This window comes from Gilliamella sp. Fer4-1, assembly GCF_001690515.1.
Taxonomy (GTDB): domain Bacteria; phylum Pseudomonadota; class Gammaproteobacteria; order Enterobacterales; family Orbaceae; genus Gilliamella; species Gilliamella apicola_C.
The window spans coordinates 1-13142 of record NZ_LZGZ01000019.1; the positions used below are offsets into that span (position 1 = coordinate 1).

The window sequence follows — 13142 nt, forward strand, 5'->3', positions numbered from 1 at the left end:
AAAAAGAGCGCAAGCTTTATCTATTAACTAACGCAAGTATACAAGATCTACAAAAAACACCCGATCAAACCATTTACCAAATTGATTTGCCTCGTTTAATTTTAAATGGGGCACAAGTTGCAAGTAATGGCAAATTTCTAACTGACTATTTATCTGCCCCTAATTTTGATAAAAAACAGTTTATTGAAAAAAATAAAGCCAATATCGCAACGATCAATAATTCAGCACAGGTATTTAAATAGGTACCGAAAATGGAGTTGGATACATTGATTTTAGTTGGCTCGACCTGTTTTTTGGGGATGATTCCGTCTGGATCTGATTTCTTTTTAGTGTTAAAAACAGCTTAAATTATCGCCGAAAAACAGCATTATTTACTTGTTTAGATGTGATCACTGCTATTTTGATTCATATGAGCTATTGCGTTGCTGGTCTTGCCTTGCGGTGTTGATTGGCACCATTCCATTGCTCTATAACACGCTATGCTATGCCAGTGCCGCTTTCCTTATATGGCTTGGCTTTAGCATTATTTGCCTCTAATGCGACCACTTGCTTAGTTGGCAAACAACCAATTAAGCAGCTAATTTCAACAAAATTGGCTTTTACGCAAGGTTTTTTATGTAATTTACTTAACCCTAAAGCAACGTTATTTTTTCTGGCAATTTTTACGCAAATGCTTGATGCTGAATCATCAATGATTGATAAACTTATCATTGCATTTATCATTTGGCTTGAAGTCTTTTTTTGGTGACCTTTTGTGGTGTTTGTTTTTCAAAATCAAACAATACAACGGCGTTATTTTAAAATTCAATCTATTTTCGATAAATTATTAGGTACTATTTTAATTACATTAGGTGTAAAAGTTGCTTTCGGACTTTAAGTTATTCTAATGTTGTGAACTAATATTTACTTTCAAACACCTGTTTACCTGAAAAGTTTTGATAAAAAGACTTTCTTTTTTTGAATATTCGATCGTTAATTGTTAAACTGATAATAGTTTAGCTTTTATAATCGATTACTTTTATTTACCGATTATACATTCACTGGACACTGATTTTTTTATTCGACAGGCTAATTGAAAATGGATAAATTATTACAATATGGTCGAGAAGTTCTTGAACTAGAGTTACAAGAAGCGGAAAAGTTACCTAATCGGCTTGGCAAAGATTTTATTAATGCATGCCAACTTATCTTAACCACCAAAGGTAAGGTTGTTGTTTCAGGTATTGGAAAATCAGGACATATTGGGAAAAAAATTGCTGCATCGTTAGCAAGCACGGGCAGCCCCGCTTTTTTTATGCATCCTTCGGAAGCATTGCATGGCGATTTAGGCATGGTAACAGCCAATGATGTGGCTATTTTAATTTCTTATTCCGGACGGGCAAAAGAATTTAATATTATTCTGCCGATCCTCGCTACAATGAATGTACCCGTAATTGCAATTACGGGCGGAGTTGATTCGCCATTGGCTAAATCAGCTCAAGCTATTTTAAATATCTCGATAGAAAAAGAAGCATGCCCAATGGGATTAGCGCCAACATCAAGTTCAACCAACACATTATTGATGGGTGATGCGCTAGCGATTGCTGTAATGCGAGCTCGAGGCTTTAGAGAAGAAGATTTTGCTCGCTCCCACCCAGCAGGTAGTTTAGGTGCTAAATTACTTAATCATGTCAGAGATGTGATGCGAACAGGCGATCGAATACCTAAAGTTCCACAAACAGCAACGGTTCTTGATGCTATGCTAGAATTAAGTCGAACAGGTGTAGGTTTAGTTGCAATCTGTCAGAATAATAATAAAATAATTGGAGTATTTACCGATGGCGATTTACGTCGGTTATTATTGAAAAATGGTACATTACAAGATAGTATTTTGGATGTTATGACCAGCCCAGGATACCTTATCCCTGATAATTGGAAAGCGGTTGAAGCATTAAAATCCTTTAATGATCACAATATTACCGCTGCACCAGTCGTTAACAATGAGGGTGAATTAGTCGGTGCTTTAAATATTCATGATTTGCATCAAGCTGGTATTAGCTAAAACTATTAATAAATACCTATTGCCAAAAGGTGCTATCTATTGAGATAATTACCGACCTAAATTTTTGTCGTTAGACGGAGATCAAAGGAAAAGTTACACAATTGAATTTTGTATGATTTTTAATCAATTAAAATTGATGTTGTGTTGTATATTTTAACCAAAATTAATAGATGATGAAACTACAATGGCAGAAAAGCGAAATATCTTTCTAATTGGCCCTATGGGGGCAGGAAAAAGCACAATAGGCCGACAAATTGCGCAACAGTTAGGCATGGATTTTTTTGACTCAGATCAAGAGATTGAGAAACGTACTGGAGCCGATATTGCATGGATTTTTGACCTAGAAGGAGAAGAGGGATTCCGTGCCAGAGAAGAAAAAGTCATTAACGAATTGACTGAAAAACAAGGCGTAGTTCTGGCAACAGGTGGTGGTTCTGTCTTATCAAAAGAGACACGCAACCGATTGTCAGCGCGTGGAATTGTTGTTTATCTTGAAACAACCATTGAAAAACAAATGGCAAGAACCCAAAAAGACAAACGTCGACCTTTATTACAAGGCGGTAACACACCTCGAGAGCTTTATGAAGAACTTGCAGGTGAACGTGAACCTCTTTACAAAGAAATTGCCGATATTACCATTAAAACTGATGAACAAAGTGCCAAAGGTGTTGCCAGTTATATTATTGATAAAATAGAACAGATTTAAGCAACTTATTTTGGAAGTAATAGCTATTAATGAAGTAATAAACCTTTTTATAGGTTAAGGAGTAAGTATGCGTGTAGATAAAGATGACCGTTATATTTCAGAGCAACCGAGTAAGGACTCTACGCCTTCATTAAAGTTGCTAAACCTTCTTCAAAATTTTCCAAAGAAAAAATTAGTTATCTTCGGTTCGGTAGCCATTATTTTTCTATTATTGCTTGGCTTGATTATTTTTTACTCTTTTCGCAAAAATGAAGTAACAGCATTAACATCACCTACCGTTAATGATGTTACGACAACAGAAGAAACTAACAGTTTGATTTCAAATGGGCAAAGTGGCGCAGTTGTTAATGGATCTCAAACTGAAAGTTCTGATAATACAGATGATAGTTTAAGCTCAATAGATAATCTAAATTCTGAGGTTAAGGGACACTCTAATACTATTACAACACAAAATAGAAGAACTAACGCTGGTATTTCTAATAATATAAATATTTCACAATCAACTAATACTAAGAAAAATAATAATGATCATGATAAGAAAACAGTTAATCGTAAAGAAGAAAAAGCTGATTTAGGAAAAAAAATTAAAATAAGTAATGATCATTATGTTATTCAGCTAAGTGCATCCAAATCAGTTGAGGGGTTGAAAAAATTTATTAAACAAAACAATATAACTAATTACCATATATATAAAACTGAATATAGTTCAGGAACGTGGTTTATTTTAGTAAAAGGTGATTATTCATCAGCTAATGAAGCACGTAAAGCTATTAAATCTTTACCATCAGCACTCTTAAAAGATAAACCATGGGTTAAATCGGGTGCGGTTGTTAATAAAGAAAAAATAGAAAAATAATAAGTAATATCGTTTATTTATCCAATCAACGACAAATAGGAGTATCCGTTGAAGAAGCAACGAGCCTTTTTAAAATGGGCTGGAGGAAAGTATGAGCTTGTGGACACAATCAAACGGTATCTTCCAGAAGGCGATCTATTGATTGAGCCTTTTGTCGGAGCTGGTTCTGTGTTTTTAAATACAAACTACGAAAACTATATTTTAGCGGATATCAATCAAGACTTAATTTCACTATATACCTTGTTACAATCAACTCCAGATCAATTTATTCGTGATCTCAGATTGCTTTTTACTACTCAAAATAATCAACCTGATGCGTTTTATCAGCTTAGAGATGTATTTAATTATAGTAAAGATCGATATTTTAGATCATTATTATTTGTTTATTTAAACCGACATTGTTATAACGGCCTATGTCGTTATAACAATAGTGGATTATTTAATGTGCCATTTGGGCGTTATAAAACCATTTATTTTCCTGAAAAAGAACTTTATTTTTTTGCAGAAAAAGCACAAAAAGCGAAATTTATTTGCGCACCTTATCATGAGGTCATGAAGAAGGCAGAAAGAAATTCGGTTATTTATTGTGATCCGCCCTACATACCCCCAAATCAATCAGTAGGGTTTACAGCTTATTATTCAAATATTTTTGGATTTGAAGAACATAAAAACTTGTCGAAATTGGCTGAAACTATAGCATATAAAAAAAATATACCCGTGCTAGTATCTAATCATTATACTGATTACACAATGACTCTTTATAGCAAAGCAAGCGAGCTTTATCGCGCAGAAATGCGTCGTTCAATTAGCTGTGCAGGTGAGGGTCGTAAAAAAATTGATGAGATTTTAGCTCTCTATAAAAAGTCATAATCAGGCTTGAATATAAAATGGGTTATCATGAGGTAGGTTATGAAAAAATTTATTATTGCTCCATCAATATTGTCAGCTGATTTTGCGCGCCTTGGTGAAGATGCGCAAAAGGTCATTGACGCCGGAGCCGATGTTATCCATTTTGATGTTATGGATAACCATTTTGTACCTAATCTAACAATGGGAGCGATGTTTTGTAAAGCACTGCGAGATTATGGCATTAGCGTACCTATTGATGTGCATTTGATGGCATCCCCTGTTGAAGAGCTAATAGCCTCATTTGCTAAAGCTGGTGCTACTAATATCTCTATTCATCCAGAAGCGACGATTCATTTAGATCGCTCATTACAATTAATTAAAGATCATGGTTGCACGGCAGGTATTGTATTAAATCCAGCCACTCCGCTGGATTATTTAGATTATGTCATGGACAAAATTGATATTATTTTGTTGATGAGCGTTAATCCTGGCTTTGGGGGGCAATCTTTTATTCCCGCAACCTTGAAAAAATTACACCAAGTTAAACAACGTATAATTGCATCAGGATTAAATATTCGTTTAGAAATTGACGGTGGGGTAAAAGTAGAAAATATTGCTGAAATAGCTAAAGCAGGTGCAGATATGTTTGTTGCTGGCTCGGCGATCTTTAATCAGCCTAATTATAAAACAGTTATTGATGCAATGCGTAAGGAGCTAGCAGGAGTTATACATGAATAAACTAGACAACATTCAAGCGATAGCATTCGATTTAGATGGTACATTAGTTGATAGCGTACCAGGGCTAGCATTGGCGACGCAAAATATGCTAGCGGAGTTGAATTTACCAACGATCAGCAATGAGCAGATCAAAAATTTCGTTGGTAATGGCATTGATATCATGCTAGAACGCGTTTTTAAAGCCATTACTATTGAGCTATCAAAAGAACAATTTGCCAAAGCCAAGATATTATTTAACCAACATTATGATAAAGTTATTGATGTCGAAACTAGGCTGTTTCCGAATGTTAAAGAAACTTTAAAAGTGCTTTATGATAATCATTATCCACTTGCATTAGTGACCAATAAGCCAGCCCAATTTTTACCTGCATTACTAGCGTCACTAGGCATAAAAGAGTTCTTTTCGCTAGTACTTGGCGGTGGAGATGTGATCAAATTAAAACCACACCCAGCTCCTTTGTATCAAGTAATGGCGAAATTTGGATTGTTTAGCGATCAGTTACTTTTTGTTGGTGATTCGAAAAACGATATCACTGCTGCGCAAAATGCTAACTGCCCAACTGTTGCCTTAAGCTATGGCTATAACTATGGCGTTTCAATTGCTACTAGTAATCCCGATTTTTTATTTGACGATTTTAAAGATATATTAACAATTCTACCTCAGCCAAAAACTGATGCAAAAAAATAATGAGTGTAAATTAGGAAGAAATTATGAGTAAACCGATTGTATTTAGTGGCGCTCAGCCATCAGGGGAACTAACACTTGGCAACTACTTAGGTGCTTTAAAAAATTGGGTGTCTTTGCAAAACGAATATGATTGCGTTTATTGTATTGTTAATCAGCATGCAATTACCGTACGTCAAGATCCAAACAAATTACGTAAAGCCACATTAGATACACTAGCCCTTTATTTAGCTTGTGGTATTGATCCGCAAAAAAGCACTATTTTTGTACAATCGCATGTACCTGCACATGCAGAGTTAGGCTGGGCTTTAAATTGCTACACCTATTTTGGTGAGCTTAGCCGTATGACGCAATTTAAAGATAAGTCATCACGCCATTCAGAGAATATCAATGCAGGGCTATTTGATTATCCTGTACTTATGGCTGCTGATATTTTACTCTATCAAGCAAACTTAGTTCCTGTTGGTGATGATCAAAAACAGCATCTTGAATTATCGCGTGATATTGCTATGCGTTTTAATGCGCTTTATGGTGATATTTTTACTGTTCCTGAGCCTTTTATTGCCAAGGTTGGTGCGCGCGTTATGTCATTGCAGGAGCCGGCTAAGAAAATGTCTAAATCAGATGAAAACCGTAATAATGTGATTGGGTTACTCGAAAATCCAAAAGATATTGAGAAGAAAATCAAACGTGCGATGACTGATTCTGATGAACCACCAGTAGTACGCTATGATGTTAAAAATAAAGTTGGTGTTTCAAATCTACTTGATATTTTAACTGGTGTGACAGATAAGCCTATTGCCGAGCTTGAAAAAGAGTTTGAAGGTAAAATGTATGGTCACCTCAAAACAGAAGTTGCAACGCAAGTCATTGATATGTTAACTACCTTGCAAGCTAAATATCATGAGTATCGTGACGATGAACATTATCTATTTTCAATCATGCAAGATGGAGCTGAAAAAGCACGTTCAAAAGCCGAGCCAACGTTGAAAAAAGTCTATGATGCAATCGGGTTTGTATAATTGCAAAATCAATAACAGATTGCGTCTAAAAAATGAATGATATGCAATGGTTTTAATATACTAAGTAAATGGATAATGGTTAAAGCCATCTAAATATATAGGCTAGTTATGAAGATTATTATTCTTGGTGCAGGACAAACAGGTAGTGCACTTGCGGAATATCTTGTTACCGAAAAACAAAACGATGTTACTGTGGTGGATGAAGATCATGATAGATTGCAATCGCTACAAGAGCGTTTTGATTTACAGGTAATTTGTGGAAAATCATCCTATCCTCAAGTATTAGAAAGTGCTGGTGCTGAATCGGCCGATATGCTTGTTGCTGTAACTAACTCTGATGAAGTCAATATGATGGCCTGCCAAATTGGTCATGTCTTATTTAGTATTCCACAAAAAGTGGCTCGCATTAGAGCGCCTGAATATAATGATGAAAATTATCCTTTTTTCAATAAAGACTGTATTAATATCGATCATATCATTGCCCCAGAAAATCTTATCACTAATCATATAAGTCAATTAGTTCAATACCCTGGCTCATTGCAATTTGCTTCTTTTTATGATAACCGAGTGTGTCTAGTGGCGGTAACGGCTTATTATGGCGGTGCTTTAGTTGGCAGTGAATTATCCGAGCTCAAAGAACATTTACCTCATGTTGAAGCGCGAGTGGTTGCTATTTATCGTAAAAACCGCTTTATTCGTCCGCTTGGCTCAACCTTGGTTGAAGCGGGAGATATGGTGTATTTTATTACGCCACCAGTTAATATCAAAGCTGTAACCAGTGAACTACAACGATTAGAAAAACCTTATAAACGAATCATTATTAGTGGTGGTGGTAGTGTTGCTGTCGCTTTAGCAAAGCGTTTGGAAAATGATTACCAAGTCAAGTTAATTGAACGCAATGTTGAGCGAGCCGAACTCATTGCCGAGCAACTGGTTAATACCACAGTGTTGCATGGTGAGTCATCCGATCAAGAATTACTTTCACAAGAGCAAGTCGAGCTTACCGATCTTTTTATTGCAGTCACTGGTGACGATGAATCCAATATCATGTCATCTATGCTTGCCAAAAGAATGGGCGCAAAAAAAGTGATCGTACTAATTCAACGCCAAGCCTACCTTGAATTGATTAATGATAGTGTGATTGATATCGCAATATCGCCACAACATGCCACCATTTCAGAACTATTAAGTCATGTAAGACAAACTGGTATGGTTAAAGTCGTTTCGCTAAGGCAAGGAGAATCTGAAATTGTCGAAGTGGTTGCCAAAGGCAATAATGATACATCAAGACTGGTGGGTAAAAATATTAATGGCTTAAAACTACCTTCAGGCGCAACAATTGGAGCTGTTGTTCGTGGTGAAGATGTGATTATTATTAATACTGATTTGATGATAGAAGATAATGATCATCTAATCATCTTTTTGCCAGATAGAAAGGCAATAACAGATATTGAAAAGTTATTACAATAGCTTGTTAAAAACTGATAGTCAGTTCATAATGGATGAGTAAATTTTGACTCGGGGTGTTTTTTATTTTGACAAAAAACTGAGATTTTACCCGTTGAACCTGATCTGGATCATGCCAGCGTAGGGAAGTCTAAGCCGTCTTAGCTTTAATTTGGCAGATTCTTCCCAATATTTTAGTTCTAAAATAACAGGGAATAAATATGTTAGACAACAAGCCATTTCAATTAGTACAAGCAACGCCTTTTATCCATCATGTAAAACAACAAAACCCATTAGTGCATTGTATTACAAATGATGTCGTGCAAAATTTTACCGCAAATGTGTTACTCGCTATTGGCGCATCACCAGCAATGATTATTGCTAAGCAAGAGGTGGAATCATTTGTCGCCATTGCGGATAGTTTATTGATTAATATTGGCACCATTAACAGTAGCACAGCCAAAAGTATGTTATTAGCAACAACCCAAGCTTTGCAAACACAAACTCCATGGGTACTTGATCCTGTCGCTGTGGGGGGGGCGCTTGATTATCGAACTGAAATTGTATGTCAATTACTATCATTAAAACCAACAGTCATACGCGGTAATGCATCAGAAATATTAGTACTAAATGGTGAAAATGGATCATCGAAAGGACCTGATGGTCAAAACTCAACGACATCTGCTGTACATGCAGCCAAAGCACTTGCACAAAAATATCAAACGATTGTTGCAATGACGGGGGATATTGATTATATCACTAACGGCAACATCTTATATAGCATTACTGGTGGGGATATTGCTTTAACAAAAGTAACAGGAACAGGCTGTGCACTATCTGCTATGGTAGCTGCTTTTATTGCCAATTCACCAGATCCTTTATCAGCTACCGCCTCAGCTTGTTTTATGATGAAAAAAGCAGGTCAACGTGCCAATAAACAGCAAGGATTAGGTACCTTTGCGGTATCATTACTAGATCAACTATCTCTATTTAATTCATTGCATCAATAAGGAACAAGATGAAGAAGCAATTAGATTTAACTCTTTATTTAGTCCTTGATCCATTATTATGTGGTGGTATTAGTGGCATGGTAAATACCACAAAAATTGCTGTTTCTAATGGGGCAACTGCAGTACAGTTAAGATCTGAACATAAGTTTAGCGGTAAAGATTGGTATTATGCCGCATTAGCATTGAAAGAAGCGCTGAATGAAACACCCGTACCACTGTTTATTAATGATCATGTCGATATTGCTTTAGCGGTTGACGCCGATGGTGTACATATTGGACAAAGTGATCTTCCTGTTGATGTTACTCGTCAATTAATTGGTAGAGATAAATGGTTAGGGTTTTCGATCGCTAATCGACGTCAACTTGATAGCGTTCCATGGCATAAGGTTGATTATATTGGTATTGGTCCTATCTTTCCAACCGCAACGAAAAAAGATGCAGCAGTAGCACTGGGAACCGAACAATTAGTCGAACTAATAGAACTGAAGCAATGTCCTGCTGTAGCCATTGGCGGTATTGATGAAAGTAATGTGACTAACGTTATTCAAACAGGCATCGAAGGCGTTGCTGTGGTTTCAGCTATTTGTGGTAAACAAGATATTGAGCAAGCGACGTTATCACTCATTACGCAAATCAAGAAGGCTAAATAGGGCATACAATTATGACAACAATTGCATTAACCATTGCTGGATCAGATCCCAGCGGTGGCGCAGGAATTCAAGCCGATTTAAAAACTTTTTCGGCACTCGGTGCTTATGGTATGTCAGTTATCACTGCATTAACAGCACAAAGCACACAAGGGGTTGATGCGTTATTAGCCATTACCCCTGAATTTGTTGCAGCTCAATTCAATACGCTATATCAAGATATTCAAATTAATAGTGTAAAAATGGGAATGCTAATGAATAAAGAGATAGTTATAGCTGTTCACCACCTTCTTAGCACAAATGCTATTCCTGCTATCGTCTTAGATACTGTAATGATAGCTAAAGGAGGACATCCCCTGCTCAAATCTGATGCCATAACTGCTATTCGTGAGTTATTATTACCCTTAGCAACCATTGTTACCCCTAATATTCCTGAAGCAGCAGCACTACTTGATTGTGGTGAGGCCAAAAACGAAGATGATATGCAAAAGCAAGGGGATGAATTACTCAAATTGGGTTGCAAGGCGGTTTTAATGAAAGGCGGGCATTTGTCAGGTAGTCAAAGCCCTGATTATTTGATAACCCAAGATAATGTAATAAGAATAACTTCTCCACGAATTCAAACTAAAAATACTCACGGCACAGGTTGCACACTATCTGCAGCAATTACCGCATTATTACCCAAATATAATTTAGTAGAAGCCGTAATGCAGGCTAAAAATTATTTGCAAGGAGCCATTAGCCATGCTGATAATTTAAATATTGGTAACGGAATTGGCCCAACACACCATTTTTACCGTTGGTGGTGATAGCACAATAAATAGTCTAAAAGGGATTTAAGTTGTCAGCTATTACATATAACAACAAATCCCATATTTCAACTAATGCAAATCTTTTGCTTCACTTGTGCTACAGGTAAGTGTTCCTTTTTTTTCTTGTTCATCTTCAAAATAATCAGCCCAACAACTTTTCATTGATAAATCAATTTTTTTTATTAGCTCAATTCTACTGCCATTATAAGAGCAACTAACATAATAAGGTTCAACATCAGCTTTAAAATCGACTTCCCATATTAACTCATGTTTCTTACCTTCAACCAATCCTTTTGCTGGTTTTAAACTGACCTTTCTAGAAGGTTTACCGTGATAAACAATCATACTACTAAACGATACCGTTAAACTATTTATATCATCAGAAACCTCCCATCCATTAGGCCTGTTTTCAACTTTTTCTTTAACCTTGATGTTTTGTGGACAATCAATTTGATAGGCATTAACAAAAAAAACCGCTCCAAACCAAGCCATAATAGCTAGAGTAACACTCAATATTTTCCTTTTCATATTATCTATCCTTCTAACAATTACCTATTAATAAAAAGATAAAAGCATTCGAAGATTTCAAAAAATCATGCTAATATCTTAAATAAAAACAATTATAATTATTTATAAGTCATTAAGCTATTTTCACCATGTTATCTAAATTAAACGAATTTTTTATTATTTCTGTTTTGGAGTAAGTTTTTAGCAAGGTAGCATGACGGAGATATCGCCCAAAAAGCCCTATACCATAAAATAAGACTCATCACTATCATACAAAACTAAAACTAAAACTAAAAATATCCACGATACGGATTGTACACACTTTACCAAAAGTGCAGTATTATTTCCCCAATGTAGCAATCTAGAAGAAGCCATAAAACATTTGCAAGGGGCAATTAATTTAACCATTGGCAAACGTATTGAGCCTACACATTATTTTTATCAATGATGGTAACAAATAAATGATTAGCATTAAGTTGATTTAAGACGTTTTATATAATTCTATGAAAAGTATTATTAGAACATTAAAACTTAAATTAAAATAATGTATTGAAAAAATAAACTAGGGTTTAAAATTTATATGGGATTTGTTATCGGCTATTACATATAACAACAAATCCCATATTTCAACTAATGCAAGTCCTTTGCCTCACTTGTGCTACAGGTAAGTGTCCCTCTTTTTCCTTGCTCATCTTCAAAATAGTCAGCCCAGCAACTTTTCATTGATGAATCAATTTTTTTTATTAGCTCAATTCTGCTTGTACTGTAAGCGCAACTAACATAATAAGGTTCAACATCTGTGTGGTAATTAACTTCCCATATTAACTCATGTTTTTTACCAGCAACCGTTCCTTTTGCTGGTTTTAAAGCACCCATTCTAGAAGGGTTATCGTAATAAACAATCATGCTATGAAAAGAGCTACTCAGGCTATCTTTATCAGAAACCTCCCATCCATCAGGCCTGTTTTCAACTTCTTCTTTAACTTTGATGTTTTGTGGGCAATCAATCTGATAAGCATTAACAAAAAAAACCGCACTAAACCAAGCCATAATAGCCACAGTAACACTCAATATTTTACCTTTCATAGTCTATATCCTTTTCACAATAGCTTATTAATAAATAGATAAACGCATTCTAGCATTTTCCAAAATATGCTGATACTTTAAACAAATTTTTTGTTATTTCTTTTTTTAAGGTAAAATTTCAGCAAGGTAGCATAACAAAGATGCCTAAGAAACCTAGTGCTATCAAATATAGAGATAGTCAGTTCGCAGTTCCAACAAACTCATAACCAGCCTCATTAATCGCAGTGATAGCGGCTTCTTGCGTAATGGAACTATTTTCGATAGCAACTTGGCGCTTAGTTAAATCAACGGTCACTTTTGCGTTTGGGTCAATGTCATTAATCGCTTTTGTTATCATTTTCACACAATGCTGGCAATTCATATTATCGACTATCAATTTCATAAAAATCTCTCTATTCCTAATGTTATTTAATAAACAACCAAACAAAATACCTATTTATAACACTAATTTTATTTGATTACATTTAGTTTTTTTCATAAAGATGATAATATTTACTTCCTTTTTACACTTATAACAAAATATTATGATGAAAAAAATAAAATATTCTTTATTGTGGATTTGCAGTTTAATCCTTGTTGGCTGTTCTGAACCTAGTTCTATCGAGCGTTGGATTGACAACCCTACTGCTAACGAAATAAAAGTCACTATTGATGGTAAAGAATTAACTATTCCAGCCAAATCGGGTGTTAATTATACATTTGAATACGGCAAACATACCTTATCGTATAATAATGAT

At 35.4% G+C, this 13142-nt stretch carries 15 protein-coding genes, 2 pseudogenes and 1 riboswitch; of the genes and pseudogenes, 14 read left to right on the forward strand and 3 right to left on the reverse strand.

What is annotated here, in order from left to right; translation table 11 throughout:
- From A9G30_RS12815 to thiD, 13 genes and pseudogenes are all read left to right on the forward strand, one after another.
- The coding region (locus A9G30_RS12815) for a hypothetical protein (protein ID WP_176700814.1) at window positions 1-242 on the forward strand (242 nt) is incomplete at its 5' end.
- Between the two features lie 9 nt (window positions 243-251).
- Window positions 252-877 (forward strand): annotated as a pseudogene (locus tag A9G30_RS13470) (LysE family transporter).
- A 201-nt stretch (window positions 878-1078) separates the two neighbouring features.
- Complete coding sequence (gutQ, locus tag A9G30_RS00655; RefSeq protein ID WP_065581478.1) at window positions 1079-2041, forward strand: arabinose-5-phosphate isomerase GutQ; 963 nt, start codon at window positions 1079-1081, stop codon at window positions 2039-2041.
- 184 nt (window positions 2042-2225) lie between these two features.
- Window positions 2226-2747, forward strand: coding sequence for a shikimate kinase AroK (aroK, locus tag A9G30_RS00660; RefSeq protein WP_065580715.1), 522 nt, complete (start codon window positions 2226-2228; stop codon window positions 2745-2747).
- Between the two features lie 67 nt (window positions 2748-2814).
- Complete coding sequence (locus A9G30_RS00665; RefSeq protein WP_065587737.1) at window positions 2815-3603, forward strand: SPOR domain-containing protein; 789 nt, start codon at window positions 2815-2817, stop codon at window positions 3601-3603.
- 48 nt (window positions 3604-3651) lie between these two features.
- Window positions 3652-4473, forward strand: coding sequence for a Dam family site-specific DNA-(adenine-N6)-methyltransferase (locus A9G30_RS00670; protein WP_065587738.1), 822 nt, complete (start codon window positions 3652-3654; stop codon window positions 4471-4473).
- Window positions 4474-4512: 39 nt separating this feature from the next.
- A complete protein-coding gene (gene rpe, locus A9G30_RS00675; protein ID WP_065587739.1) occupies window positions 4513-5190 on the forward strand; it encodes a ribulose-phosphate 3-epimerase in 678 nt (225 codons plus the stop codon).
- A complete protein-coding gene (locus A9G30_RS00680; RefSeq protein WP_065587740.1) occupies window positions 5183-5878 on the forward strand; it encodes a phosphoglycolate phosphatase in 696 nt (231 codons plus the stop codon). Before rpe ends, A9G30_RS00680 begins: the two co-directional genes overlap by 8 nt.
- 23 nt (window positions 5879-5901) lie before the next feature.
- Window positions 5902-6897 carry a tryptophan--tRNA ligase gene (gene trpS, locus A9G30_RS00685; protein ID WP_065587741.1) on the forward strand — a complete coding sequence of 332 codons (996 nt, stop codon included), beginning with the start codon at window positions 5902-5904 and terminating at the stop codon, window positions 6895-6897.
- A 108-nt stretch (window positions 6898-7005) separates the two neighbouring features.
- The gene (gene trkA, locus A9G30_RS00690; RefSeq protein ID WP_065587742.1) at window positions 7006-8367 is read left to right on the forward strand and encodes a Trk system potassium transporter TrkA; all 1362 of its coding nucleotides are present in this window, start codon (window positions 7006-7008) and stop codon (window positions 8365-8367) included.
- Between the two features lie 39 nt (window positions 8368-8406).
- Window positions 8407-8508: riboswitch (TPP riboswitch) on the forward strand.
- Between the two features lie 56 nt (window positions 8509-8564).
- Entirely contained in the window at window positions 8565-9353 is a 789-nt protein-coding gene (gene thiM / locus A9G30_RS00695; protein ID WP_065587743.1) for a hydroxyethylthiazole kinase, read from the forward strand.
- 8 nt (window positions 9354-9361) lie between these two features.
- Window positions 9362-10003, forward strand: coding sequence for a thiamine phosphate synthase (gene thiE, locus A9G30_RS00700; RefSeq protein WP_065587744.1), 642 nt, complete (start codon window positions 9362-9364; stop codon window positions 10001-10003).
- 11 nt (window positions 10004-10014) lie between these two features.
- Complete coding sequence (gene thiD, locus A9G30_RS00705; RefSeq protein WP_065587745.1) at window positions 10015-10809, forward strand: bifunctional hydroxymethylpyrimidine kinase/phosphomethylpyrimidine kinase; 795 nt, start codon at window positions 10015-10017, stop codon at window positions 10807-10809.
- A gap of 72 nt (window positions 10810-10881) precedes the next feature.
- Here the strand turns inward: thiD and A9G30_RS00710 are convergent, their stop codons facing one another.
- The 3 genes from A9G30_RS00710 to A9G30_RS00720 all read right to left on the reverse strand — a co-directional run bounded on the left by A9G30_RS00710 (window position 10882) and on the right by A9G30_RS00720 (window position 12787).
- Window positions 10882-11340 (reverse strand): STY0301 family protein, encoded by a 459-nt coding sequence (locus A9G30_RS00710; protein ID WP_141671934.1) that lies wholly within the window; start codon window positions 11338-11340, stop codon window positions 10882-10884.
- 609 nt (window positions 11341-11949) lie between these two features.
- Window positions 11950-12405 carry an STY0301 family protein gene (locus tag A9G30_RS00715; protein ID WP_065580526.1) on the reverse strand — a complete coding sequence of 152 codons (456 nt, stop codon included), beginning with the start codon at window positions 12403-12405 and terminating at the stop codon, window positions 11950-11952.
- Window positions 12406-12583: 178 nt separating this feature from the next.
- Window positions 12584-12787, reverse strand: a complete 204-nt coding sequence (locus A9G30_RS00720; protein WP_065580527.1) for a heavy-metal-associated domain-containing protein — start codon at window positions 12785-12787, stop codon at window positions 12584-12586.
- A gap of 142 nt (window positions 12788-12929) precedes the next feature.
- Between A9G30_RS00720 and A9G30_RS00725 the strand changes: the two are divergent.
- Window positions 12930-13142 (forward strand): annotated as a pseudogene (locus A9G30_RS00725) (hypothetical protein); the annotation flags it as partial.